This is a genomic window from Acidobacteriota bacterium (genome assembly GCA_026393755.1).
In the GTDB taxonomy this organism is placed as follows: Bacteria; Acidobacteriota; Vicinamibacteria; order Vicinamibacterales; family JAKQTR01; genus JBAXOX01.
This window is the reverse complement of the sequence record JAPKZO010000005.1, coordinates 77,093-103,413: the sequence shown is the minus strand read 5'-3', so window position 1 is coordinate 103,413 and position 26,321 is coordinate 77,093. Positions and strand designations below refer to the sequence as shown.

The 26,321-nt window shown below is 64.7% G+C and carries 15 protein-coding genes and 1 other RNA gene; 5 read left to right on the top strand and 11 right to left on the bottom strand.

What is annotated here, in order from left to right; translation table 11 throughout:
• Positions 1-357 precede the first annotated feature (357 nt).
• Entirely contained in the window at positions 358-8,694 is an 8,337-nt protein-coding gene (locus NTV05_01655) for a toxin (protein ID MCX6543100.1), read from the bottom strand.
• 281 nt (positions 8,695-8,975) lie between these two features.
• On the opposite strand from NTV05_01655, the gene NTV05_01650 reads away from it, so the two are divergent.
• Positions 8,976-9,200 carry a hypothetical protein gene (locus tag NTV05_01650; protein MCX6543099.1) on the top strand — a complete coding sequence of 75 codons (225 nt, stop codon included), beginning with the start codon at positions 8,976-8,978 and terminating at the stop codon, positions 9,198-9,200.
• A gap of 498 nt (positions 9,201-9,698) precedes the next feature.
• Here NTV05_01650 and NTV05_01645 read toward each other — a convergent pair whose 3' ends face one another.
• The 3 genes from NTV05_01645 to ssrA form a co-directional block, all read right to left on the bottom strand.
• Positions 9,699-10,241, bottom strand: a complete 543-nt coding sequence (locus tag NTV05_01645) for a site-specific integrase (GenBank protein MCX6543098.1) — start codon at positions 10,239-10,241, stop codon at positions 9,699-9,701.
• Complete coding sequence (locus NTV05_01640) at positions 10,238-10,498, bottom strand: GIY-YIG nuclease family protein (GenBank protein ID MCX6543097.1); 261 nt, start codon at positions 10,496-10,498, stop codon at positions 10,238-10,240. The genes NTV05_01645 and NTV05_01640 overlap by 4 nt, the downstream gene beginning before the upstream one ends.
• A 295-nt stretch (positions 10,499-10,793) precedes the next feature.
• Positions 10,794-11,149, bottom strand: a transfer-messenger RNA (tmRNA) gene (ssrA, locus tag NTV05_01635).
• A gap of 416 nt (positions 11,150-11,565) precedes the next feature.
• Between ssrA and NTV05_01630 the strand changes: the two genes are divergently transcribed.
• A complete protein-coding gene (locus NTV05_01630; GenBank protein MCX6543096.1) occupies positions 11,566-12,927 on the top strand; it encodes a hypothetical protein in 1,362 nt (453 codons plus the stop codon).
• A 122-nt stretch (positions 12,928-13,049) separates the two neighbouring features.
• Positions 13,050-15,143, top strand: a complete 2,094-nt coding sequence (locus NTV05_01625; GenBank protein ID MCX6543095.1) for a transglycosylase SLT domain-containing protein — start codon at positions 13,050-13,052, stop codon at positions 15,141-15,143.
• A gap of 49 nt (positions 15,144-15,192) precedes the next feature.
• Here the strand turns inward: NTV05_01625 and NTV05_01620 are convergent, their stop codons facing one another.
• Positions 15,193-16,053 carry a YfaZ family outer membrane protein gene (locus NTV05_01620; GenBank protein ID MCX6543094.1) on the bottom strand — a complete coding sequence of 287 codons (861 nt, stop codon included), beginning with the start codon at positions 16,051-16,053 and terminating at the stop codon, positions 15,193-15,195.
• A gap of 194 nt (positions 16,054-16,247) precedes the next feature.
• On the opposite strand from NTV05_01620, the gene NTV05_01615 reads away from it, so the two are divergent.
• Together NTV05_01615 and NTV05_01610 are read left to right on the top strand one after the other, a co-directional pair.
• Positions 16,248-18,035, top strand: coding sequence for an ABC transporter ATP-binding protein (locus tag NTV05_01615; protein MCX6543093.1), 1,788 nt, complete (start codon positions 16,248-16,250; stop codon positions 18,033-18,035).
• 32 nt (positions 18,036-18,067) lie between these two features.
• A complete protein-coding gene (locus NTV05_01610) occupies positions 18,068-19,855 on the top strand; it encodes an ABC transporter ATP-binding protein (protein ID MCX6543092.1) in 1,788 nt (595 codons plus the stop codon).
• Here the strand turns inward: NTV05_01610 and NTV05_01605 are convergent.
• From NTV05_01605 to NTV05_01580, 6 genes are all read right to left on the bottom strand, one after another.
• Entirely contained in the window at positions 19,836-20,822 is a 987-nt protein-coding gene (locus tag NTV05_01605; protein MCX6543091.1) for a DUF4097 family beta strand repeat-containing protein, read from the bottom strand. The genes NTV05_01610 and NTV05_01605 overlap by 20 nt on opposite strands.
• 12 nt (positions 20,823-20,834) lie before the next feature.
• The gene (locus tag NTV05_01600; protein ID MCX6543090.1) at positions 20,835-21,593 is read right to left on the bottom strand and encodes a zf-HC2 domain-containing protein; all 759 of its coding nucleotides are present in this window, start codon (positions 21,591-21,593) and stop codon (positions 20,835-20,837) included.
• Positions 21,593-22,234, bottom strand: a complete 642-nt coding sequence (locus tag NTV05_01595; GenBank protein ID MCX6543089.1) for an RNA polymerase sigma factor — start codon at positions 22,232-22,234, stop codon at positions 21,593-21,595. Before NTV05_01595 ends, NTV05_01600 begins: the two co-directional genes overlap by 1 nt.
• Before the next feature lie 97 nt (positions 22,235-22,331).
• Positions 22,332-23,090 (bottom strand): hypothetical protein, encoded by a 759-nt coding sequence (locus NTV05_01590; GenBank protein MCX6543088.1) that lies wholly within the window; start codon positions 23,088-23,090, stop codon positions 22,332-22,334.
• Positions 23,091-23,128: 38 nt separating this feature from the next.
• Positions 23,129-24,787, bottom strand: coding sequence for a M4 family metallopeptidase (locus NTV05_01585; GenBank protein MCX6543087.1), 1,659 nt, complete (start codon positions 24,785-24,787; stop codon positions 23,129-23,131).
• Positions 24,788-24,911: 124 nt separating this feature from the next.
• Positions 24,912-26,306, bottom strand: coding sequence for an HD domain-containing protein (locus NTV05_01580; protein MCX6543086.1), 1,395 nt, complete (start codon positions 26,304-26,306; stop codon positions 24,912-24,914).
• Between the last annotated feature and the right edge of the window lie 15 nt (positions 26,307-26,321).

Genomic DNA, 26,321 nt, shown 5'->3' with positions numbered 1-26,321 from the left:
TACCAGCTCGTCATGGTCGCCACGTGCTTCAATCCGCGGGATCCAGCACAGTCCGTCTCGGCTGCCGGAGTCTTCAGAGACTCGATGGCAATGTCGCAGTATTCGGATGTGCCTCCCCCCGGCTCGACCACTGGACACTCAGCCCGAGCTCGGCGTGAGGCAGCAGCCGCAACTCCACGGCGAAGGGCCAACCCTTAGTTGATGAAGCAACGAACACCCAGAGTCGTTCCGTCTTCACCTCGGAACTCTGCATCCCCTTCGCCGACGCTCCAACGGCCTGAGCGGAACGCCCAGTCACTGGTCTATTGCACCCCTCGTTAAGCACCATGGTGTCCCTTGGTCTCTGTCGCTGCCGCCTCACTCGACAAGCGATTCAAGGAGCCCGAAGAAAGGATTGGCTTGTCGCTGGCGCTCCAGGTACTCATTCTGGGCGATGCGCCGTTGTTCGAATTCGTGCTCTTGTTCAATACGTTCTGCTTCAGCGTTCCACGCCTCCGCCTGTGGATAGGCGGCGAGGATCTCCTGCCGCTCCGCCTCCGAGAGACACCTTCCCTGTTGCTGTTCGAGATCGCTGATTTCAGCTTCAGCGCGTGTCATCTGGCGGCGAATGTACTCACTCTCGTCAGCGACATCGCTCGGCGCGACACCGCTGTGCACGCTGATCTTCAGAGCACCCAGCTCCTCCAGGGTCTGCTTGGCGTTGAGCTCCCGTGTGAAGTAGTCGATTCTGGCCTCCTCTCCTGGAGCTAGAGTCGCCAAGACACTTGCGCGGGTGGCGACCCGCTCCTTCCGACGCGACTCGAAGCTCTGCTTACCGCTCTCCTGCAGCAGGTAGAGATTCGCAGCCGCGACAGGGAAGGCTTCAATCGCCACCTGCCACCTGACCTCCGGCGTAGGGCCGATGAACTCCGACGTTGTCAGCGGGGTAGCCGGCCGACCAAGGCCCGGGCGCTCGGGGAGCTCGGGCACGCGATTCCCGGCCACGCCGAGTTCGGCTACGCCGACGTAAGGACCCCCACCTGACGGCACCCTGATGGGCGCCGTGGGCGGTCCCTTGGCCGGCGGAGCTGACTTGCTACCTGCAGGCGGTGGCGCTTGACCCTTTTGCCAGCGCTGGTGGGACGGCGTCTTCTCCACTTCGCTCTTGAAGTTGATCCGATCATGGCGCTGTGGCTCGAACCCGGAGTCGTCCTTGTAGGTGACCGGAGAGTTGCGCATCGCCGCGTACACATTCGGCGCGACGACCGGTCCCGCGGGATCCGCAGCTATCCACCTCCCGATCCACCCCGCGTAGTACCTCGCTCCGTGGTAGTACAGGCCCGTCTCCTCATCCCGTTCCTTGCCCGTGTAGCGATACCGCTTCGGAGTCTCCGTCTGACTGCGCACCGCCTGATACGACGTGCTGCCATAGGGCGCGTACTCCTCGTAGGAAATGATCTGCGCGTGGTCGTCCAATTCCAGGCAGGCCGAGCCGAGGTGGTTGCCGAATTGGTAGCGCGGAAGTTGCTGCGGTACGCCCGGCTCGTTGCCCTGTGTACGCGTTTCCACCAGGGCGATGCGTTCCTTGTCGTCCATGATGTGCAGCGTCTCACGCACGAGGGGGTTCACGCCGTTCTTGCGACAGATCTCGAAGCCACCCAGATAGATGCGCTCGTTTGTGACCTGGCCCGTGCCTGACTCAGTCACCTTGCGCACGCGCTGCCCGGCGGGATCGTAGACATACCAGGTCCGCTCGCCTTGGTGGTGCAGCCCGTCCGCGTCCCTAACGTTGACCTTCTGGCGTTGCGTCATTTGCAGCTGGTCTTTGAAGTCCCATTGCATGACCTGCAGGTGCGGCATGCGCAACATGTTGCCGTGCACGTCGTACCCGTCGCCGAGGGTGCTGTACGTCTCGGTCGTGCCTCCGACGGTCGTGCTGCTCAGGCGATTGCTCTTCTTCGCCGGTTGCGCTGGTGTACCGGCACCAGCCGGGATTGACGGCTCGGTGAGGCTGTCTTCGTCGTGACTGTAGGCCCGCGTCCAGCCCGGATGAACCGGATCAGTCCCGCGGTGCTCCATCGTCCGGAAATTGCCGACCTTGTCGTAGGCGTAACGCTCCAGGTAGCACCCCATCACGTTGGCGTCGTTGGGACTGAAACGCCCCGCCAGATCGCCACCGAGAACGCCCACTCGTGGCGCGTCGTTGTAGGAGTGAGGAATCGGCGATCCACCGACTTGCCCCAGGTGTTCGCGCCCCGTGGCCTCGATCAGCCGGTAGACGGCATCGTACGTGTACTCCGCACTCGGTTCGACGCGCTTGTTCTTGAAGTAGATGGTCTGCAGGGCATCGTCGCGGATGTGGGTGATGTTGCCGGACGGGTCGTAGGTGTAGTGAAGATTCTGCAGGCCGCACGACTTGCCGGGTGGCGGATTCTGGGGTGCCGCAATGGTCGCAGGGGGAGGTTGGGGGTTGTCGCAATCGTTGGTGAACGACGCGGCTTGCCCCGTTAGAGGATCCACTCCGCGACGCGTGTACAGGTGTGTCAGGCGGAAGGTCTCGGGGTCGTAGGCGTAGCTCGTCCTGATGATCCTGCCGTCTTGGCAACCACGATCGATGGACCTTCGCTGTCCCTTGGCATCCCAGTCGATGTTCGTCACCGCATGGAGGTTCGCGGTGGCTGGATCAAGCCAGCCTGCTGGTTCGGCGTTCTGGTTGAGCCAGGCGTGCACCTGCTCCAGCAGGTTGGCCTCGTTGTAGATCTTCTGGATGATGTTGACGGTGCTGCCCTGCTGATTGCTGTGGGGCGCAATGAACTGGGAAGGGCGGTTAAGTGCGTCGTACCGAGTGCGACTCGAGTAGGTGTCGGTGTCCAACTGAACAGCAGCCGACCAATCCACGGTGGTCCTGTAGGCAGGGATTGACTGGGCAGACCTGGCAAACTGGCGCTGAGTGCGGAGCGAGTTGCCTTTGAAGTCGAAACTGGTGTTCGCGGCAACGCCTGCCTGATCCAGGATTTCAACCACCTGGCCTCGCAGGTTGGCGACTTCCGGGTTCGGGCGAGTCTCACCGTACGTCGTCCGCCCCACCAGGAGTTCGGCAGCCGAGCCCTCTTGCAGGAAGGAGCCCGTTGGCCGCCGCAATGGGTCGTAGGAGGTGCGCAACCGGTGGTTACGGCTGTCCCAGGCGCAGAGCGGCTTGGCGGCCACGTCGTTCAGCGTCCAGCGCTCGCCCGCTTCCATGCTGGCTTGATGAACTCGGTTGCCGAGCATGTCGTACTCGCAGCGCATGACGACCCGGTCCTTTGCGTCGATGACCTCGCGCTGGTTGCCTTCGATGTCGAGGATGATCCGGGTGTGATGGAGTTCTTCGATGGGCGGAGCGGCTGAGGGCGTGTCGCTGTACTTGGACTTGTTGCGTGCGACGGTGAGGAACGTGCGGCCGAGCGAGTCGGAGTGGGCGACGGTGGGTGTCGCGGCGTGAACCCTCGTCTTCTCTGCCGTCCGTGTCTCGTTGGTGCGATCGGCGGGATCGGGATACCGCGCCGCGAGGGCAGCCGCATTGGCCGCATTGGTGCGGAGAGCATGCCACGTGGGCAGATAGTTGGCAGTCGTCAGGCGGCTGAAGAAGTCGCCCACATCGGTATCGGTCTTCGGGTCGGCCACAAGCACGGTGTCATTGACATCCCAGGTCTCCTGCCGCCACGGGTCGAAGACCACCTTCTCCCAGGTGTGGTTGGGGTGGAGGGTGGCGACCACGCGCTCGACCGGGTCGTAGAAGAGCACGGGGCTGACGCCGATCTGGACGTCGAACTCAAAGCGGTGGGTATCGGTGAAGAAGGGCTCGTACTGGCGCAAGGGCTTGCCCTTGTTGTTGAAGACGGTCCAGCCGCTCCCCACCCAGCGCGGGCTCATGTCCTTCCGGGTCGGGACCGGCTGGCCATCCGCGCCCGCGATGATCTTGCCTGTCGGGTCGCGCGTGGGACCGGGTCCCGGCTCGGCCTGGATCTTCTTCTGGATCTCGCGCCCGAATCCGTCGGAGTAGGAGAAGCTGACTTTGATCCGCAGGCCGCCAACGGGCACCGGTTCGCTAGCATGTGTCTCGCGGACGAGGGTCGCGGCGAAAGCGGGTGTCTTCTGTTCCGGATCGGGCTCACGCCAGTAGGCGGTCAGGTCATAGACGGAGCGAGTAGTGGCGTCGTCGAGCAGCGTGGCTGCGATCGGTCTGGGATTCGCGAGGAACTGGTCGATCTCCGCCTGAGTCAGGTCCCGGCGGAACGTTGCGGTCAGTCGGTCGCCGGGGACCGGAACCTCCTCCGGCTTCCCCATCACCGCGGTGCCAACGACCATGCCGAGAGCGTCGAAGGCTGCGGCAGAGAGGTTGCGGTTGGGGTCCATAACCAGCGCGGGCTGCAGGACCCGATAGTCCTGCATGCGACGAACGAGTGGCTGCACCGGGTCGACATTGCGTTCCCCGACGGTGACGCGGTTTCCCAGGACATCTCCTAGAGCATCGCGCGTCTCCTCGACGAGGAGGTCATAGGTATCGTAAGAGACGAGGCTTTCGGTACTGACTGCATTGGTGTGGAAGGGGTCGCGGTAGCGGTGCGGCAGAAAGAAATGCTGCCGGGCGTACGCCAACTCCCGAGGCGAGGCATCGCCCGAGTTTGGGGAGTAGAAGATCTGCCCGGAGGGAATCCACCAGTCGGCGTCGCCCTCGGTGTGCACGTAGCGGCCTTCGTCCTTGAGCATAGCGTCGCCAACCCGGCCACCGTACACTTCCGCGACCAACCCCGGCGTGAAGGCGAGCTTGTAGCTTTCAAAGGGCGACGCCAGAGCGTGCAGCTCGCCCAGCGGCAACGGCCCGGCCAGGTTGTCTCGCCGGTAGTAAGTGCGCACGTGCTCGATCAGGCGCTTCTCGCGCCGTCCGGCGGTCGGGTCCTTCGCGTACTCGATGGCGGTCGCCGTCGTCCCAGCATCGAGAACCTCCTGGAAGGTGAAGCGGTTCCCTTCCGCAGGAGGAATCAACTCGGTGACCTCGTACGTGCGCGATTCGCAGGGGAGGGGCGTGCGGTGATCGTAGTCGGCCTCGACGGCGTTGGTGGACCGGTTCTCGGTGTAGCTGATGAGGGTCTTTGTCTGCTTCTCTTGGTCTCTTGGATCAAGGTCGTTCAAGGCGGGATTCGGCACCTTCGTCACTCTTCGCTCATCGTCGACAAGGCGAATCTCCTTGCGGCGCCCGTATCCAACCGCAGCGGACTTGAGCACGTTGCCGAATTCGTCCACTTCGAGCGTCAGCGCGTGACCGATACGCGGGTCGGCTGGGTCGCGCTCGTAGTGGTAGCTGATCGATTCACGCGCGTGCGTGAAGAAGATGCCGTGACGATTGTCTCCCTGGGGTTGTAGCCTGCGAACAGTGAAGTTCTGCTCCGTGACGGTGTAGGGATGTCCGTGGGGGTATTCCGCCGTGCCGGGCCCGTCTAGGGCGTAGACTTCTTGGCGCAGCATGGAGCCCTTGAGCGCACGACAGGCTTCGCGCTCCTCGGCGAGAGTCAAGCCATCGGGCAGAACGGTGTCGTCGAGCAGGAGCGCACTCGCCTCGCGATTGTCCAAACCAGGCTCGCGGTAGTACTCCCCAGCATCGTTGGCGTCGAGGAGGCCAGCGAAGTAGTTGGAGACGTGGGCGCGCCCGAGGTACACGCCGGTGTGGAACCATGTCTTCGTGAGAACCGGTGGCACATGGGAGGACGCCTCGATGTTGGTTCCTGCAGGCGCCTGACCACCGGGGTTGAGGGCGGCGAATTCCTCGGTGTCCCATTTCTCTATCATGCCGAAGCCGCGCACCTCACGCTCGGCATCGCCGTCGAAGTAGCCATGGTGGTACGCATAGCGCGTGACGAACTGGTTGCCACTGATGCGATCGCGAGTGACGACACGCTCGACGACGTGCACAGGGAAAGGCAGGCGCGTCACCCACGGCCGGCCACCGCGCTTGTCCGCCAAGTAGAAGCGCGTCGAGGGCGCGTAGTGAACCTGTGTCTCCGCACCAAGGTTGTTGACCGACTTGATCAGGAGATGGGGCTTAGCGCAGCGGAACCTCGCCAGCTCCAGCGGGTAAGCGTCTTCCAGCAGAAGTCGAGTGAGGTGTACGACATCGCTTCCGCTGGGGCTTTGGCCGACCAGTGTCTGAGTCTCAAGACGCAAGCCTACGCCGGAGAAGCGCTCAGGCGTATAGATGGATGAGCCGAAGAGAAGCCGGTTCAGATCCTGTAGCAGAGCGCTTTGGAGCGGCGTTGGGTCAGTTCCGACGCCGTGGTAGGTCGCGAGTGCTGCGACCGTTGACCCAGACAACTGACCAGCAAGCCAGGAGTCAACCGGTCTTCCCGGGCTTGTCAACTTGCGTGCCAGTGAGGGGAGAGCGACGAGATCATTCCGTGAAAACGCAGAGGAAGAGCCCATTAGATCGACGCAACGCAGTGGCTGGCGTGCATTGGCAGATAGAGGTGACGACCACACCAGACAGGCGGTGCCGTTGCCAAACAGGTCAGCCGTCGTGACTGAGGAGGCATTGTCGACACGCGGGAAGCTGTCCAGGCGGCGCGCGTCGCTCAACCGGTTTCCCGACTGGTTGAAGTAGAGACGCACTCCATCGCGAGCCAGGTAGATGATGTCGCTGGTGCCCGAGCCGTCGATGTCGGCCACACGCACGCGGCGGTGGTCGAAGTGGTCTGGATGATCGAACCCTCGGACGTTGTCCAAGGTGACCTTGGGGCCAAACCAGCCGTCCTTGCCCCCACCCAACGGCCAGTAGCACACCTCGTTGTTACGGATGCGAACAAGGTCGGTGAGCCCGTCGCCGCACATGTCGGCGAGGTAGATGGACTGCGTGCCGTCCGCGAAGACGACGTGCGGGCCGCGTTCTTCGTCCCAGGATTGGCGGACCCTTCGGGCAGACCCAAATCCTTCTTCCGCCAGGGACGGGTACCAAGTGAAGACATCGTGCTCCGTGATCAGAACGTCGGCATGGCCGTCCCCATCCAGGTCGACAAACCGAAGGTTCGGGTCATCCCAGCGGATGTTGGGCAGCTGGCGGAAGCTCCGGAACGGTGCCCAATCCTCGTCATAGGTGCGCTCGTAGAAGCCCGGTGTAGAACCGGCGAGAGTCACCAGATCCAGCTGTCCGTCGCCCGCCAAGTCGAGGAGTTGCTGGCGGCCTTGGCCCAGTGCTGCCATCGATGGTTTGGAAGCGACCGTTTGGAGCGGCCCGAAGCGGCCACCCCCCAGGTTCGGCTTGTAGAACCAGCCACCCGCCTCTTCCTTCAGGATCCCGGAGACGCCCTCGCCCTCCAGGTCCACCCACTGTGTCGATCCGTCCAACCCTCCGGGCAGGTTCTCGAGACTCTCAGCGTCGAGTTTGAGGACCTGATCCTGGATGGTCGACTTGCTGTACTCGAATTCTAGCGGCGGTAGGGACTTCTTGAGGTACGTGGAATAGGGGACGCCTCCGCGCACGACTACGCCCTGGGTGTCATCCCGCACGTATCCCGACTGCGTGACGGCCCGAATGAACGATGCGAAGCGGGTGCTCCCCTGATGGGCCAGCTCGTCTTCGATGGTGATGGGCTTCGTGTAGTCAAGGTCGGCGTATTCGAACTCGGTGGACCGAACCAGGCCGTCGTAGCCCTTCTCTCCCGTAGGAAGGTCGGGAATGTGATGGAACATGAGGACCCGGCGGACGCGACGGTACGTGCGTAGCTCCGCGACCCCGGCGCGATAGGAGCTGAACGGGTCCGGGCGGACTTCCCACGGACTCCGCGGAAGGGGTGAGGCCAGGACATACTCATGCTTGTTGGCTTTCGGCTTCGCTGGGCTGAGATCGACCTCCTCGTAGTGGCCCTCGTCGTAGTCGAAGACGACTTCGAACACCCATGTATCGCTGGGGAGTTGACGTGGGTCTGTGGCCTGCCAGGTTGCGCGATCGCGATTCGGTTTCCGGTTCCCGTACCAAATGCGCTTGAGGTAGCGATTGGCCGTCCGCACACGATTTCGTTCGTTGGCTTGGCTGCGGTCCACCTTCGCGTCGTTCTCCCTGGCGTATACGTAGACGATGGCGTTGCCCTTGTCGTCGTAGCTCTGGCAGATCAACCAACTGAAGACGCGCGTCCCGTCAGAGGGGTTGAAGATCCGCGAGTCGTCGTCCTTCCCGTACAGCGTCGTCACGTTATCGCGTGTAATCGAGCGCCAGTGAGTCTCGCCGGTTCCCTCTTTCGTCCAGCGCTCGATGCGGGCAACGAGCCCTTCGATGCGTGGCCGATACCGGCGCACGCGGAAGCCGTCGCGTTCGTCTTCGTGAATCACCAAACCGCCCTCTTGGTCGCGCACCCAGAATCCGTCTGGATCTCGCTGGCATGCTGGGTGTTTGGCGGTCCAGAGTCCGTCGAGGTCTTGCCGGTACACCGGTACCAGGTCTTCAGCGCCGGAGAGAATGAAGACATCCGAGTCTTCCGCATCGCAGTACCGGGGCAGCCCCTTGTCGGTCTTGCGTGCAATCGACGGAAGCGAAAGGCTCCAGCCGAATCCGAAGGGGCCGTTCCCGGAGCCGGAATCGTACGAGAGCGAGAGCTGAGGTCCGAAGCCCGATCGCCCGGGGCTCGTGACGATCGGCACGGACATGGAGCCCGTCCCCGTCACCGGGTTCGCGGCGAACTTTTCGCCCATGCCACGGATTGCTCCGCCGCCCTTGGGAAGTGAGATGGAGGGCGCGGCCAGCCTCTGGTCGGCGTCAGGACGACTCGACGTTCGTTCCGGCGAAGCCATGGTTGTTCAACCTAAGCTGGAACTCGTCGCCTTGGAATCCTGACAGGGCCAGTCTTGCGACAAGATCTTGGTTCCATGAAGACTCCACTTTCGCCGACCACTCCGCCACGACGCACACGAATTGCGTACGCGGGCATGGTCCCGCCTCGGTCGCCGATCGGGTTCTCATGAGACGACGCGAGATGTCCGAAAGGAAGAGCGCGAACGCGACGGAAGCCGCCGAGGCCCCCGCTAATCGGTGGTGGGACTCCCGTTCTTCGCCCGAACCGCCCGCCGACTCCTCCGAGCAGCATTACTGCGATGCCCGCAAGAACACCGACGAATACTGGTCTGGGAATGGTGATGCGGCCGACCCAGAAGGGGGCCGACGCGAGCGCGAAGCCAACTCCACCGAAGATGAGCAGTGAACCGCCGGTGATAAGCAGTTCGAACAGAACGAATTGCGGGAGGCTAGAGAACTCTCCAACAGGACGAAGACAGAACGACGCGAGAGTGCAGGCGAGTAGCGGACCGGTGGAGAGTCCCATCACGAATCCAGCGGTTGCCACCGTGGGCCGCTTCGCGCTTTCCATGCCTCGAACCTCCACACTCGCGCGGTAGTCCGGCTAGAACGAACGCATCATACACCTGCGACCGAGCGAATTCTCCCCGAGACTCGTGGAGGTGGCGGGATTCCGCCCGGAGTCTCTAACGTTGGCGTACACACGTATTCCGCACGCAACGGGTGGCGTAAGTTTCCCCATCAAGTAGACAGGCTGAAAGTGGACGCCCCAGCAAGTTGACGTTGGTCCGTAGACGAGACAGCTCCAGGGTAGAGTCGGAGGCCCTCTGGGAGTCCCTGACGGGCCGGGATCGCGATTGAGGGATGTCGGAGCAATAGTTGCGGGTCGCCCGGATCCGAGATGTCATGGTTGATTCTTTCCGGCCACCCCGGGCTGGGCCTCGAGCAGCCTGATCGCGCTGTCGATCGCCGACGGACTCAGGTGCATGTACCGCTGCGTTGTGCCGAGGTCCATGTGGCCGGCCAGTTCTTGGATCGCCCGAGCCGGCGCACCGCGCATGGCCAAGTGTGAACAGAACGTGTGCCGGAGCATGTGGACGCCAGACCGCGGCAATTGCGCACGACGCGCCGCGCGACGCACGTAGACCTGCACGATCTTCTGTGTGAGCGATTGCCCGCCCTCCTGGCAGAGGACGCGTTCGCTCCGCAGATGCCTGTGGGCTCGAAGTGCCGCCGCGAGGCGGGCTGTCATCGGCACGTAGCGCAACCGGCCGCCTTTGGTGGTCGTCACGTAGCCTCTCCAGTCCGATCGCTCCACGCAGATCTGCTCCTTTCGGAAGTTCACGTCGCCCCATCCGAGTGCCATGATCTCGCCGCACCGCATGCCGGCCTCCCCACCGAGCAGCACGACGAGATGGGCACGGTTTGATCTGGCGGCTGCCGCTATTCCGCGAAGTGGCGCCGCGCGAATGCTCGGCCGGAGCCGGACTTGAGGTAGCGTTCGAACTTTGCCGCCAGCGATTTACTCGCAAACTCGACCACGGCGGTCACTCGCCACGGCCCGTACTTGGTGGAGTGGAGCGCCCGTCCATTGTTGTGCGCAGCAAGTCGGTTCGTGACGTTCGACGTCAAGCCGACGTAGTGCCGACCATGAACACGTGTGCTTTCGAGGACGTAGACAAAGCGCTTGGGTTCCGTGGACACACTGGCCTCGGTAGCAAATTCGGAGCCAGCGTTGGGACGCCGTTTCTGGAGCGTTTCCGCCGAACTGTGGAATGAGTGCGCAAGATCTGCAGCGGAGGAGATTCTGGGGAATCGCAGATTTTGCCAGATGGCCGAGGGCGTGGAAAGCAAAGGTCCGCCATTCGCGGCGGTCCGCCTTCGCAACGCTGCGGCTCGATGCAATCCTCGCGTTGCTTCGGCGAGACAGACTTCGCGTGCCAGGTGGCTTGCCAAGACGAAGCTCAACCAAGGCTTAGGCAAGCCGAAGTTGAGCGAAGTCTGGAGGCGGCGGGAGTCGAACCCGCGTCCGAAAGCACATCGCCGACGGGATCTACATGCGTGTCCACTCTTGATTGGTTCGCCGGCCGCGTGAAAGAGCAGCGAGAAACCGCGGCCAGCTAGCCCCGATGACGATTCGCCAAACGCGCGTCGGAACCGCTCGCGCCAGCTAGCCTGCGAAAATGACATCCAGCCCTGCCGTACAGGCCCGAACAGAGTGGACGTCGCGGTTAATTAAGCCGCGAGAGCGAGCTGCGTGTTCGCAGTTAGGTTGTTTTCCACCGGATTAACGAGTCGATGGGGCTCGGCATGCACCCTTCGGTCCAGTACCCCCGTCGAAGCCGTATCGCCCCCACGTGAGACAGGACACATCCGCCTTCGCAACGCTCCGGCTCGGTACTCTCCTCGCGTTGCTACGGCGGACTTCGTCGCCACTCCAGCGCCAGGAGTCGCTCAAGCTCCGTCACTGGTGCCGCGACCGCCATCCGCCTTCGCAATGCTTCGGTTCGATCCTCTCCTCGCATTGCTACGGCGTGATGAACAAGTTCAGTATGCGCTTCGGTCGAGAAACGTGTCAAACCGCGGCACCAGCGGCGTCTCGCGAGACGAAGAGTCATTCACCGACGTACCCTCGCGCCAGAAGTCGGATCACCCAGCGACAGAGAGGGAGAACGTCGGCTGGCCGCAGCATCCCGTCAACCCGCTCACCTGCCTGCGCTTGTGGCATAATCGGTCCGACAACGGCACGACAGAACAGGATGCGGATGGGTATGACACTCGACGAGCAACTCACCGACATCATCGCGGCGGCCAGGCGACAGATCATGGCCCGGGTCGACGAACGCATCAAGAACTTTGCGGGGGAAGTGGATCAGGCCGCTGCCTCAGATTGGGAGGCTGCCATCCGCGAGGTGCGGCTTGCTGCCGACGGCGAGATCGTCGAGCGCTCACAGGCAGCCATCGCTGCCGCCCGGACTGAGGCGGACCGACGCGCGCAGGAAACCGTGGCTGCCTCCCGGACCGAGGCGGACCGACGCACGCAGGAGGCCGTGGCCGCCGCGCAGGCCGAGGCCACCGAGCGACTGGCCGACGCCGCCGCCGCAGCCCAGGCCGATCTCGAGCAGCGCGTCGAGCAGGCAGCCTCCGCCGCACGCGCGGCCGCCACGCTGATGGCTCGGGCCGAGGCTGAACGGCGTATCGCCGCAGCCGTCGCCGACGCCAGGCGCGAGACCGATGAGACGGCCCGACAGACGGCAAGCCAGGCGCTGGTCGAAACGCACGCGGCCGCCCGTCAGTCCGAACTCGCTCAGATCGACCGCCTCGTCGACGCGGTGCGCCGCCTGGACGGGGCCCGATCGCTCACCGACGTGCTCAACGCGCTGGGCGAGGTGACGTCACGCGAAGCGCCGCGCGTCGCGCTGTTCCTCGTTCGTGGCAGCCGACTTGCGGGCTGGCGGGCGACGGGCTTCGGAGCCGCGGCCGATCCGCACCCGATCGATGTGGCAAGCGATCAGACCAGCCTGCTATGGCGAGCCATTGCGACGGGCCAGCCGCTCGGCACTGCGGGTGCGGCTTCCGGTGATGGTCTGAAGCCGCCATTCGGGGAACTGGGTCCTGACGCGGCCGGACTGGCGGTTCCGGTGCTCGTGGGCGGCGAGGCGGTGGCGGTTATCTATGCCGATGACGCGGCAGAGGGGCCCCGCACGGTACCGAGCGCGTGGCCGGAGGTGATCGAGGTACTGGCGCGCCACGCGGCACGCTGTCTCGAGGTGTTGACCGTGAGCAGGGGAGTCTCGCCGGCCGCGACCGCACAACCCCTGCCGGGTGGCCCCCGCGTCGCGCCTGCTGACCGCAGCGTTCCGGCGCCCCGCGCCGAAGACGACGAGTCCGCGCATCGGTATGCGAGGCTGCTGGTGTCCGAGATCAAGCTGTATCACGAGGCGGCTGTCACTGAAGGGCGGCAAGGACACAATCTGGCCGAACGACTCCGGACCGAGATCGACCGCGCCCGCACGCTCTACGAAGCGCGGGTGCCGATTGAAATCCGGACCCGCACGGACCACTTCGGCCAGGAACTTGTGCGCACGCTCGCCGACGGAGATCCCTCGCTGCTTGGGGCCTCCTGGAGATGAGGCATGCCTGGCGATCGGGTCAAATACTCCTGCTCACATGTTGTTGTACCCTGGCGGTCGCCAGCGATCCGGCCGCGCGCGCACGCGGTCTCTTTCAGGATTCGGACACGGCGCAGTCCGAGTTGCGTCCGACGGTACACCCCGCGCTCCCCGCGCAATTGAATCGCTACTGGCTGGTGCCTCCCGATGGATGGCGTCCGGGTCCGGCCACGATCGTATCGGCCTCCAGCGACCTCGCGCATGCTGGTGACCTGATTGCGCTCAACCAGGCGGCCAAGGCGCTCTTGATCATCCGTCCGACCACGCTCAAGCCGACGCCGCTCTATCACTACGCGTTGTACAACAAGGGCCTGGCGGAGCTGGCGCTCGAACGATTCGAGCCGGCCCGGCAGACGTTCGCCGGATTGCGCGCGCTGGCGCCGGCGGGCTACCTGTCGGAAGGAGCCGCGCTCAAGGAGGCCGAAGCGGCCGAAGCGCTCAATGACTCTGGGGCCGCGGTCGCTCTCTATGAGGCCGTGCTGCTGCACAAGCCGGCCGCTCCCGACACTGTGCTGATGCGCCTGGCCCGCGCCGCGCAAGGCGCTGGAGACGGGGCGCGCGCGCTCCGAGCCTACGAGCGGGTGTACTACGAGTGGCCAACCACGGATGCCGGCGATGCGGCGGCGCAGGCGCTGGCTTCGCTTCGCCGGGAATCGATCACGGCGGCGTCAGCGCGATTCAAAGAGGAACTGGCGCGTGCCGAACGCCTGTTCACCGCGCGCCGCTTCGCGCAGGCTCGCGAGGGATTCGAGCCGCTCCTGCCGCACGCGACTGGCGAGGTGGCCGAGCGGATTCAACTTCGTCTGGCGGAGTGCGACTACTCGCTCCGGCGCTATCAACGCGCGAAAGACGCACTGGCGCCGCTGCTTCCAACCGGGGCGTATGTTGCCGAGGCCCGCTACTACGCGATGCTGGCCGCGAGGGGCCTCGGGGCCGACGACGAGTACACCGGGCTGGCCAGAAAGCTCATCGACGAATTCCCGACCTCGTCGTGGGCCGAGGACGCGCTGAGTCAGCTCGCGTCCCACTGGATCGTGGCCAACGAGGACGAGCAGGCCGACCAGGTCTTCCATGAACTCGTCGCGCGCTTTCCCGCCGGGCGTTACAGCGAGCGCGCGTATTGGAAGATCGGCTGGTGGGCGTACAGGCACGACCGGTACCAGGAGGCCGCCAGCGCCTTTGATCGCGGTGCCGTGACGTTTCCGCGGTCAGACTACCGGCCTTCCTATCTCTACTGGGCCGGCAGGGCCTGCGAGCAACTCGGCAGTCGGGAAGCCGCCGACGTGCGCCTTCTGTTGGCCGTCGCCGACTACGCGAACACGTACTACGGGCGTCTGGCCGCGGGCCTCTTGCGCGCTCGTCACGTTCCCGTGCCGGCTGGCGCCGACGCCGCTCGCCGGTTTGCGCCCGAGCTGCCCGCGCCTGCGCCGGATGCGGCCGCCGACGTTCCCGTGGAGACCATCCGGTGGTTGATCTCGGCCGAGATGTACGACGAGGCGCTCGACGAAGTGCAGTTCGCCGAGCGCACGGGGGGACCGACGCCCGTGCTCCAGGCCACGCGGGCGTGGCTGCTCAGCCGTCGAGGCGATCTGAGGCCGGCCATCACGCTGATGCGCCAGGCGTACCCGCAGGTGCTGGCGGCCGGCGGCGAGACGATCCCCGACGCGGTCTTGAAGATCATGTTCCCCCTCGACTATTGGCCGGCGCTCCGCAAGTACGCGGCGCTCCACGATCTGGATCCCTATCTGGTGGCCGCACTGGTCGCCCAGGAGTCCACCTTCGATCCGAACGTGAAGTCCGCGGCGAATGCGGTCGGCCTGATGCAGATCCTGCCGTCCACCGGGCGGCGCTACGCCAGGATCATCGGCCTGCGGGGGTTCACGGCCAAGCAGTTGACGGTGCCTGAGATCAACATCCGGATCGGCACGGCGATCTTCGGAGACCTGATACGCCGGTTTGGCGGGGAGCACATCGCGCTGTGCGGGTACAACGCGGGAGACTCGCGCGCGGCGCAATGGGCCGCGAAACGTCCGGGCATGCCGCGCGACGAGTTCGTCGACGACATTCCGTTCCCGGAAACCCAGAACTATGTCCGCCGAATCCTCGGAACGGCCGATGATTACCGGCGGCTGTACGGCGGGACGGATGCGGCGACGAGAACGCGGCCCCCGAAGTAGGGCGCGATTGATCGCGGCGGGTTGAACCCCGGGTCTGACGCACAGGAGTTCAAAACCGCACGACGCCGCCGAAGTACAGGCCGCTCAGCATGGCCGCTCCCTGCACCGTGGAGTCCTTCACGTTGTCCACCGTGACCGCGACGTCAATCTTCCGATAGCCGGCTTGTGCGCCCAAATTGTTCGTGAGGTTGTACGTCGCGCAGACGTCGTACTCCGTGTAGTGCGCGGTCGTGTCCTTGATGAGACTCGAGGGCAGCTTGAAATACGAGTACTCCCCGGTCACCGAGAACCCGGGCGCCAGGTACACACGGCCGATCACGCCGATGGCCGGGATGGGGACCTTCGCTTCGGCGACCTCGTTGCCGACCACACTGTTCAGTTGAATCTGCGCCTGGGTGATCTTGGCCTCGAGCACGACACCGAAGAACCCCGAGTGATTCGACACGAAGTCGTACTCGTAGCCCAGTCGATAGGTCTTCCACTGGAGATCGGATTCGACCGGGAGACCGGCCGTATACTGCCGGCCATTGAAGTACACGGTGGCGTTCAGCGTAGCCGTCGACGTGTAGGTCAACGGGAGATAGGCGAAACGGAATTTGTGATGGGTCGCGGGTCTGAGTACGACGCGGATGTCGTAGATCCGTTTCTGCTGAATGCCAAGATCACCTTGGGCGTCAATCGTGGTGCCGCTGATACCAAGTCCGTCACTCGACACGACAAAACTGGGAGCGGGATTCCACAGATTGGCGCTGATTTCAACGTGGTAGTTCTCACCCTTCTGGCTGGCCGACCCGTAGCCCGGAGCCGGGAGAGGGCGATACTGAGCGTTGGCCGGGGATGCGGCGATGCCCGTGACCACGATGAGGATCACGAGGCACGGCAGCAGCCGATTCAGCAAGCAGGTCTTCATAGCGCAGACTCCTGGCGGAAGAGGAACCGCGATTGGGCACACACCCCCGTGTGCAAACGAAGTGCCTGCTGGGATAGGCATGAGGAGAATATCACGAGAGACACGAGAGACCATCACTCCCGGAGTGATTGTCCCTCCGCGGCTGAGATATTCACTCCGGGAGTGATGGTCACCCGGTATGCTGAAGAGGACGCATGGCGACCGGACACGTCCGACAACTAATTGAGTACGCGCTGCGCTATCGCCGCAGTTTCGGCCTCGGCCTCGTGTGCACGGCGCTCTCGACCGTCATGTCGCTCACCGCCCCGTGGGTATTGAAGTACGCGGTGGACGACCTGACTGCCGGCGTGTCGATGGCCAAGCTCCGGCTCTACGCGAGTCTGGTGCTCGGTCTCGCGCTTGTCGGTGGAGTGTTCCGGTTCCTGATGCGACGGATCCTGGTGGGTGCCTCGCGCCACATCGAGTACGACCTGCGCAACGCGTTCTTCGCGCACCTCCAGCGCCTCCCGCCGGCCTACTTCCACGCCAATCGGACCGGCGACCTGATGTCGCGCGCCACCAACGACCTCAACGCGGTGCGCATGATGATCGGGCCGGCGGTGATGTACTCGGCCAACACCCTCATCGTGTTCGTGGTGGCGCTGGCGCTGATGCTCCGCATCGACACGAGACTGACGCTGATCGCGCTGATTCCGCTGCCATTTGTCTCGGTCGGCGTGCGGTATTTCGGCGCCCTGATCCACCGGCGCTTCGAGCGAATCCAGGCGCAGATGTCCGACTTGAGCGCCGTCGCTCAGGAGGCAATGGCCGGCGTCCGCGTGGTGCGCGCCTACTCCCAGGAGTCGGCCGAACTCGACCGGTTCCGAGATGCCAATCGTGAATATGTGCGCCGCAATCTCAGGCTGATTCGGCTCCAGGGCGTGTTTTACCCGGGCCTCGGGCTGCTGCTCGGCATCGGCGGATTGCTCGTGCTCTGGCTGGGCAGCCGCGAGGTGATGGCCCACCGGATGACGATTGGAGAGTTCGTCGCGTTCAACGCGTACCTCGGCATGCTGACGTGGCCGATGATCGCGTTCGGCTGGGTCGTCAACATGCTGCAGCGCGGCACGGCGTCCTGGAAGCGGATGCTCGAGGTGATGTCGGCGGTGCCCGCCGTCTCGGACAGACGAGCCGGAACCGCAATCCGGGAATCGGGGGACATACGCGGGGCGATTGAGATCCGGAACCTCACCTTCAGCTACAACGGACGCCCGGTCCTGCGCGACGTGTCGCTCAGCGTCGCTCCCGGCCACACGCTCGCCATCGTCGGCGCGACGGGCTCGGGCAAGAGCACCCTCATCAATCTGCTGCCGCGGCTGTACGAGCCGCCGCCAGGCTCGGTGTTCATCGACGGCGTCGATGTCGGCGAGATCCCGCTGCACGTGCTGCGCGGCGCCATCGGACTGGTGTCGCAGGAGCCGTTTCTGTTCTCCGAGAGCATCAGTGAGAACGTCGCGTTCGGCGTGCCGCCGCGCAAGAGCGATGCGGCCGCGACTGGTGCCGCAGGAGAAGAGCATTCCGTCGAAGGCGCATCGGCGGTCGCCAGGCTCGACAAGGACGTCGAGGGGTTTCCAGCCCGCTACGAGACGTTGGTGGGCGAACGCGGGATCACGCTGTCTGGCGGACAGAAGCAACGGACCGCGCTGGCGCGCGCCGTCATGACTGATCCGCGCATCCTGATTCTCGATGATGCGCTGTCGGCGGTGGACACGTATACGGAGGAGGAGATCCTGTCGCGGCTGCGCCACGTGATGAGCCAGCGCACGTCGATTATCGTGTCGCATCGGATTTCGACCGTGCGCGACGCCGATCAGATTGTCGTGCTCGGCGACGGGCGGATTCTCGAACGCGGCAGTCACGCCGAACTGGTCGCCGCAAACGGCGTGTACGCCGGGATGTTCCAGAAGCAGAGGCTCGAGGAGGAACTGCAGGAGGCATTGTAGGGGCGCGATTCATCGCGCCCGGCACACATTCCATGTCGACTCAAGACGACGAGATTGTCGGCAAAGCCTATGACGCCGTGCTGATGCGGCGGCTGATGGGATACCTGCGCCCGTACTGGCTGTTCGTGCTCCTCGCGTTCGCGGCCATCGTCGGCGGGTCGCTGCTCCAGCTCGCCCAGCCCTATCTGATGAAGCTCGCCATCGATCGGTACATCGCCGCCGGCGACGTCGCCGGGATGAACCGCATCGCGCTGCTGTTTCTTGGTGTGCTGGTGGGGTCGTTCGCGCTCGAGTACATCCAGACCTTCGTGCTGCAGATGATCGGCCAGCGGATCATGTACGACATGCGGATGCAGATCTACGGGCACCTGCAGCGGCTGGACATCGCCTTCTACGACCGCAATCCCGTGGGCCGCCTGATGACCCGCGTCACCACCGACGTCGACGCGCTCAATGAACTGTTCACCTCCGGCGTGGTGTCGGTCTTCGGCGACATCTTCACCCTGGCGGGCATCATGATTGTGCTCGTCACGATGAACTGGCGGCTCGCGCTGGTCGCGTTCTCAGTGCTCCCGCTGATCGTCGTTGTCACCCAATGGTTCCGCCGCAACGTGCGCGATTCGTACCGTACCGTTCGCGCGTGGATTGCGAAGATCAACACCTTCCTCCAAGAGAACATCACCGGGATGGCCACGGTGCAGCTCTTCCGGCGCGAGGCGCGCAACTACAGCCGGTTCGACGACATCAACCGGGGGCACCGCGACGCGAACATCGAATCGATCTTCTACTACGCCGTGTTCTATCCGGCGATCGAAGTGGTCGGCGCGCTGGCGACGGCGCTGATCATCTGGCGCGGCGGAGGCGACGTGGTCCGGCACGCAGTGACGCTCGGCACGCTTGTGGCCTTCATCCAGTATTCACAGCGGTTCTTCCGGCCGATCAGCGACATGTCGGAGAAGTTCAACATCCTCCAGTCGGCCATGGCGGCCTCCGAGCGGATTTTCACGCTGCTCGATACGCCGGTCGTGATTGCCAGCGCCGCACAGGCCAGGAGCGCGGCGTGGAGGGGGCACGTCGTGTTCGACCACGTCTGGTTCGCGTACGCCGGCGACGACTATGTGCTGCGCGACGTCTCGTTCGAGGTCAAGCCGGGCGAGCGAGTCGGCATCGTCGGCGCGACGGGGGCCGGAAAGAGCACGATCATCAACCTGTTGATGCGGTTCTACGACGTCGGCCGCGGGCGCGTGCTGGTGGACGGCGTGGATATCCGCGACATCGACCTGGCGGAACTGCGGCGTGTGTTCAGCCTGGTGCTCCAGGACGTGCACGTGTTTTCGGGGACGATTGGCGGCAACATCCGCCTCGGCGACTCGAGCATAGACGACGAGCGCGTGCGCGCGGCGGCGCGCGCCGTGCACGCGGACCGGTTCATCACACGACTGCCGCAGGGGTTCGACACCGCCGTGGCCGAGCGGGGCGGGACGCTCTCGACGGGCCAGAAGCAGCTACTGTCGTTTGCCAGGGCGCTCGCCTTCGATCCGCGGATTCTCGTGCTCGACGAGGCGACATCGAGTGTCGACACGGAGACCGAACTCCTGATCCGGGACGCCCTGCACGTGCTGATGGCCGGCCGCACCACCATTGCGATCGCGCATCGGCTGTCGACCATTCAGGACGTAAACAAGATCCTCGTCCTGCACAAGGGCCAGCTGCGGGAATCCGGCACACACCAGGAATTGCTGGCGCTGCGGGGGATCTACTACCGTCTGTATCAACTGCAGTACAAAGACGAGGAGCGGTCTACTTCTTTACGATCTTAATGTCCCCGCTGAACGACGTGACTTGCAGCACCGCGGATCCGTCGCCAAACGTTCCCTGCAGGGTCTGGCGCATCCGCCGGCCGCGGCCACGCGTGGAGTCCCCTCCCGCTTTCGGTGTCAGTGCCAGATCGCTTGTCACCTCACCACTGAAGGTCGAGGCGGAGAGCTCGATCCCCATCTTGTCGCTGACAACGATGCTGACGTCGCCGGAGTGCGAGGTCAGCTCGTACCGTCCTCCCTTGGCCAGGGGACCGCCGAACGTGATGTTGCCGCTCACCGACTTGAGCGCCGCGCGTGGCGTGACAATCTGGTCGCACGTCACATTGCCACTGATGCTGTTCACTTCCAATTCGCTGGCCCTGACGTCCATCAGCTTGACGTTGCCGCTCACGCTGCTCGCGCTCAACGCGCCGGTTGACTTCGACGCCTGGACGTGGACGTTGCCCGAAATCGACTTGACCGCGCGCACGTCGGCCGCCGAGGCCACCGTCACGTTCCCGCTGATGCTGTTCAGGTGCATCTCACCGTCCACGGCTGAGACCTTCTCATCACCCGAGATCGACCTCACGATCAGCGCGGCCCCACGGGGCACTGTCACGGTGTAATCGACCGACACGCTGTTGCTGCCTCTCCGCTCGGGGTAGCGCGTCCGTACTTCGACGCGATTGGCCGCGGCCGTGACTTCGATCGTCACTTCCTTCAATTCCTCGGCGGTCCGGCCCTTCTTGACGGCAGCGATGATCACGTGATCACCCGATCCGCCCGTGATGACGATGTCGCCGGCGATGTTCGAGAGCTCGAACGTCCCGCCCTTGGCAAGCGGAACCGTCTTCGAGAACGCCTCGGTCTGCTGCGGGGCGTCGAGAAGGGACAGTCGGGCACCGGCCGGCGTTGCCGCACGGCCCGATCCCGCCAGAAGCAGAACGTTGACAACGACAAGCGCTGAAATGAGTCGACAGATCTTCATGGTGGCCCCTGATTACGATTTGCTCAGGCCCCCGATGAGTCTGGCCGCGCCCGCCTGGTCGCCCCTTCTCATGACGTTGATGAGCGCGACGGTGTCTTCGAGCAGCGCCACCTTCTGCCGCAGCGCGTCAAACAGGCTCGTCTGGGCGAGCTGACTGGTCGGCTGTGACGTGATGGCAGCGCGGCTCTCGCGGATCGCCTGATCGATGATGCCGAGATTCTTCTGAAGCGTGGCGGCCACGGCCGGATCGAGTGCCGCGTGCTCGGTCGCGACGATCTTCTCGAGTCCGGTAATGGCCTGCTGGTAATTGGCATCGGCGATCCGCAAGTGCTCGTCAACATCTTTGACGGTGTCAGGCGCGGAAGGGTGCACTGCCGTGGCAGCACTTTCGGTGGACGGGGTTTGCTGCGGAGACGGCCGAGGCCCTCGCAGCACGACGACACTGGTCACCACCGACAACACCATGACAGCCGCCATGGCCAGCGCGACGCGGGTGGCGGTCCAGAATGCCCGAGGTCTGGCGGGCGCCTCAACGGCCAGTTGCTGCGCGATCCGCGCCCACACTTCGGGCCGTGGCCGGCGGGCCGGCAGATCACCGGCGCTGCGCCGGATCTCACGCAGGTCGTCCGCCGTGCGCCGGCACGATTCGCACTCGGCGAGATGGGATTCAAGCTGCTGACGCACGGCAAGGTCCAGCCGGTCGTCGACCAGGTCGTCAATCAGCGGGCCCATCCGCTCGCACTGACGCGGTCCGGGTTGTGTGGTGTCCATCACCAGGTTCCTCGTCTCCCAGCCGAACCAACTCCGTCTGCCGGAGCCGCCACGCGCACGGCCTCATCGGCAGAGCCGCCTCGTAGATACGCCCGCAGGCGGAGGCGGGCCTTGTGCAGCAGCGATTTCGACGTGCCTTCCGCGATGCCGAGCATGTCGGCCACCTCGTGGTGTTCGTGTCCCTGAACGTCGTGGAGCACGAATGCCGCCCGGTAACTTGGGGGCAGTCGCGAAATGGCCGATTCGAGATCAATCCGGTCGAGCGCCCGATCCGGTCTCCACGACGGGCTCGCCACCGGTTCCAGGCTCTCGACGTCGTCTATGAAGTCGGTGACCTTCCGCTCTCGGCCCTTGCGGCTTCGCAGGTGATCTAGACACGCGTTCACGGCCATCCGGTAGAGCCACGTGCCGAGGGCGGCCTCGCCACGGTAACTGTCGATTCGGCGGAATGCCTGCAGGAACACATCCTGCAGCAAGTCCTCGGCATCGGCCGCGCTTCCCGTGATCCGGCAGGCCACCGTGTAGAGCCGGCCGCTGTGACGTCGATAGAGTTCCTCGAACGCGACCATCTCGCCGCGCCGGCACCGGGCCGCCAGATCCCGGTCCGATCGATCGGCTTCTGTCTTGTTCGACGTAGTCATGGCCCCTCTGAGTTGCCTCGCGCGCGGGGGAAATCTGCACGCGACCGCTGCTCCGACGATACGGCGCGTCTGCCGGGATGGTTCCCGGCGCCGGTCGTCAGAACCGGAGGCGAAGGCCCGCGGTCGCCTGGACGCCGCCAAGTCTGACGCTTGTGGAGCTGCCAGGCACGGGCGAGAATGATGCGGTCGCCCGCGAGAACCGGACGAGGCCGCCAAACCCCACGTGCCGGTTCACCAGATAGGACAGGTCCAGGCCGGCAGTAAAGCCAACCCCCGTTTTTCGGACCGTCCGGGAGTCGACGCCGGTGAGCGTCGCCGAGTCGAAGGGATACACCTCGGAATATCGGGGCAGCGTGGCCATCTCCTGGCGCGTCGTGAAGTACGCCGGCCCGGCAAACAACATCACATCGACGGCCCGTGCCGGCCGGACGAGCCAGGACAACTCCGCCGACGTCATGACCTCGTCCCGATTGAGGTCGTTCACCACCCCCGACACGTTCCGAAACTGATTAAAGTAGAACGGATTGGGCAGCCGCGCGGTGATGGCGGCGGACCCGGCCCGGTCGAACCGGGAGACGCCCACGCCCAGATACAGATTGCCCCCGATCCGGACGCCCGCGCGACCGGCGACAACTCCTGCGCTGACAAACCGATACGAGGCGGTCATCGTCCCGTCCTCACCGTTCAACTTGAATGTCACATTCGATGTGAATGCAGACGTCCCGGCTTGGACCCCGCCATCCACGTGGATGTACCCGGTGTCGGCCCGCTTGCCTGATGTCTGGGCATCGACGCGCCCCGCCGCCATCGCCACCAGGGCTGCCGCCGCCAGCGTCAAGAGAGAATGTCGTTTCATGTCGTTGTTCCTCTGAGTTCGTCCACGTCGTTTCCGCGTCATGATACTCCGACGGCCGTCCACGCCTGGGTCACGGCCTGCTCGACGTTGCTACCCACTCCATACAAATCTCGTGCCGCCTGAATCGTCGCGCCCCGCGCCACCGAAAATGTCGCACCCGCCGGGAGCATCTGCGTGAAGGCCCGGAAAAACACTTTCTCGATCTTGTCGCGCGCGGCGCTGCCGACGCCGGTGACGCTGAGCCCGGACGTGCGATCGGTGCCGCCTTCGATCGCCAGGTAGAAGGCGTGATTGGAGATGCCCGAGTTCGTGTGGACCCCGCCGTTATCGGACGTGCCCAGGTACCGCTTCGAATAGTGATCCGGATCGCCGAACGCCGCGGGGTTGGCCATCGACCTGAACCCGCTCATCGGCGTCGTGAGATCCTCGCCGAGCGTGTAATCGGCCTTCAGATAGCCGCTGCCGGCCGGCTGAAAGTAGAATTCCGCGCTCGTGCCCATCATGTCTGAGAACGATTCGTTGAGCGCGCCGGATTCGTTCCTGTAGATCAGGCTCGACGAGTAATCGGTGATGCCGTGCGTGAGTTCGTGCGCGACGACGTCGAGGGCCCCGGCGAAGTAGTTCCACCTGTATCCGCTCACCGTCGCCTCAGGCGGCAGGCCCTCGCCGTACACCATGATTCCGTCGCCGGCGTAGAACGCATTCAGGTAGTAGAGATTCAGTATCGGCGAGGTGACCGTCTTCCAGTCCGCGCGGTTCACCGGGTGCACCACACTCTTCATCGTCAGGTTGTGCCCATCGAGGCCTGATCGATCGAACCGTTTGTAGAAGAAGTCAAACGTCCACCCGGTGTACGCGTGCGCGTCAACGGTCGCCGGATCGGTCCAGGTGGTGTCGGTGCTGGCGCTCATGTCGGAGAGGCCGAGTGTGATCAAGCCGCTCAGGAGCTTCTGAGTCCGGGACAGATCGCCCTTCAGATCGAACGTATAGATCGTCGCGGGCCTCATCTGGTCCCACGCCACGTGAGCGCCGCTGCTGAGCGTCACGCTGACCTTCTTCTGATCGCCCAGCACGCCGATGCCGGTCCCGATCTCTGTCTGGAGGTCGCTGTAGCTCGACACCAGATCACCGGTGTGCGCGTCGATGAAGTACACGATCAGATCGTCAGCGGTGGCGAGGCGGACGCGGTACGCCAGGGCGAAGCCGCCGGCGTCGCGGGGCACCACGAGCAGGTCTGGCGGCCTGGTTGGCTCCTGCCTGATCCCCGCAAGCCTCGAGGCGGCCGCCGAAGCATCCTCGCCGCTGAGCGTCGGCGACGTGTCAACGTCGATCGCCGGGTACACCGTGCCGAACGCCGATATGAGTTCAGTCCCTTCGAGCTGGCGGACGATTTCTCCCCCGAACACGCGGACGCCCCGATGGTACTGGTCGAGCCGCTGGTGGCGGCGTCCGCCCATCAGTTGATCGCGTTCCGAGGTGCGCAGCCGCAGCTCGCCTCCGCGCATCATCCGGCCGATCTCGGCATCCCAGGTGCGCAAGTCGGCCGCCCGCGTCGCGCCGATCTCCCGTGGCCGAGCCTGCCGCGAGTCCTGCGCGGGCCCGCCTTGCGTCGGTCCGGCCATCAGCAGGACCGGCGCCGCCAGGCAGATCGCCAGCAAGGCAATCGGCCAGCGTCGGCCTCGTATCAGCGCACGCATTGCACCTCCGTGTCGTGAGCGTAGGCGAGCCGCTGCGGCGTGTCAACAGGGGTCGGGCGCATCGCGCAGGCCGTCGCGCTGGTCTTCGCGCGGATCTTACGCCGGCGCCGGCGGGAGGAGGGGTTCACGCGGCCGCCTCATCGAGAAACGTCAGTGGATCGATACCGATGTCCTCCGGATCGACCGGGGTCACGATGCGCGGCGGCGGCCCGATCATGGTGTCGTCCATCCAAAGCGCCAGGTCCACCGGCGTCGTCAGGCGGCGTCCATCGGCGTCGATGACGACGCGGACGGCTGGACGAGACGGATCGGGCGCGTGCGTGCGCAGAACGACAGCCAGCGCGCCGGTGTCGAGTCTGACGACGTTGCCGGGAGGATAGATCCCGAGCAACTGGCTGAACCGGCGGACCAGATGCCGGTCGAACCGGGTGCCGTCGTTCTGCTGCAGGACGGCCTGGATGCGGTCGGTCGGGAAGGCCTGCTGGTAGGTGCGCTGCGACCGCATGGCGTCATAGACGTCGGCGATGCCGCAGAGCTGAGTGGCCAGGTTCAGGCCCGCCCGAACGGCGGTTGCCGGGTACCCGGTGCCGTCAATCCGCAGGTGGTGTTCGAACGCCACCACAGCCGACAGCGGCGGCAATTCGAGCTGCCGTCGAAGAATGTCGGCCCCATCCACCGGATGCCGCTGCATAACGGCGAACTCCGCGTCAGTGAGCTTGTCGGGTTTGGTCAGGAGTTCGGCCGGCGTCCTGATCTTTCCGATATCGTGCATCAGGCCGGCGGCCCCGAAATGGCGCAGCGGCGTGCCGTCGACGCCGAGGCTCTTGGCCTGCGCCATCGTCAGGACGCTCACGTTCACCAGGTGCGTGAACGTGTAGTCATCGTACCGGCACATGGCAGTCAGGGCCATCATCGCCCGACGGTTCTGCCCGACTCCGCAAGCGAGATTCTCGACGATCGCCATCGTGGCCACCGGATCGGGCGCGCCTTCAGCGCGCGTCTGCTCCCACAGCGCACTGACGCTGGCGACCGCCTGCTGGTAGGCCTCTCGAAGGGCGCCGATGTTTCGGCGACCGGTCGACTCACCGTGCTTCTGGAGGTACAGGCGCCCAACGTGAATGTGCGTGGTGCTGTCGACGGCGGCGACAGCGCGGTCGCCGTCGCCGGGTCGGGCGCCGGCCACGGCCAGGGCGTGCACGAACGTGAGGAGTTCGTCTTCCGTCACGCCGGGGTCGATGGCCAGACGCTCGATGCCGGCCGCCCGGAACCGTTCAGCGATTTCAGCCGCACCCGTCGCCTCCAACATGGGGATTCCGTCCACCACGATCTGCCGGTCGACCAGTCCAATGACCACGGCAGCGTGTTCGATCTGCAGGCGCTCCAGCGTCTCAACCAGCTGCCCGGTGGCGCGCGCCACGATGGGGTGATCAGCCGAGTACAGCTGAATCGCCCTGGTCGCGGAGGCGAGCCCCTTCAGCAAACTTTCCGAGATCTGCACCTGGCGGGCATCATCGGTCATAACGGATCTCCCGGC

Bases quoted from the DNA above. Each gene is read 5' to 3' on its own strand.
- NTV05_01655 (MCX6543100.1), bottom strand. From the start codon at position 8,694: ATGGGCGAAAAGTTCGCCGCGAACCCGGTGACGGGGACGGGCTCCATG.
- NTV05_01650 (MCX6543099.1), top strand. From the start codon at position 8,976: ATGTCCGAAAGGAAGAGCGCGAACGCGACGGAAGCCGCCGAGGCCCCC.
- NTV05_01630 (MCX6543096.1), top strand. From the start codon at position 11,566: ATGACACTCGACGAGCAACTCACCGACATCATCGCGGCGGCCAGGCGA.
- NTV05_01620 (MCX6543094.1), bottom strand. From the start codon at position 16,053: ATGAAGACCTGCTTGCTGAATCGGCTGCTGCCGTGCCTCGTGATCCTC.
- NTV05_01615 (MCX6543093.1), top strand. From the start codon at position 16,248: ATGGCGACCGGACACGTCCGACAACTAATTGAGTACGCGCTGCGCTAT.
- NTV05_01610 (MCX6543092.1), top strand. From the start codon at position 18,068: ATGTCGACTCAAGACGACGAGATTGTCGGCAAAGCCTATGACGCCGTG.
- NTV05_01605 (MCX6543091.1), bottom strand. From the start codon at position 20,822: ATGAAGATCTGTCGACTCATTTCAGCGCTTGTCGTTGTCAACGTTCTG.
- NTV05_01600 (MCX6543090.1), bottom strand. From the start codon at position 21,593: ATGGACACCACACAACCCGGACCGCGTCAGTGCGAGCGGATGGGCCCG.
- NTV05_01595 (MCX6543089.1), bottom strand. From the start codon at position 22,234: ATGACTACGTCGAACAAGACAGAAGCCGATCGATCGGACCGGGATCTG.
- NTV05_01590 (MCX6543088.1), bottom strand. From the start codon at position 23,090: ATGAAACGACATTCTCTCTTGACGCTGGCGGCGGCAGCCCTGGTGGCG.
- NTV05_01585 (MCX6543087.1), bottom strand. From the start codon at position 24,787: ATGCGTGCGCTGATACGAGGCCGACGCTGGCCGATTGCCTTGCTGGCG.
- NTV05_01580 (MCX6543086.1), bottom strand. From the start codon at position 26,306: ATGACCGATGATGCCCGCCAGGTGCAGATCTCGGAAAGTTTGCTGAAG.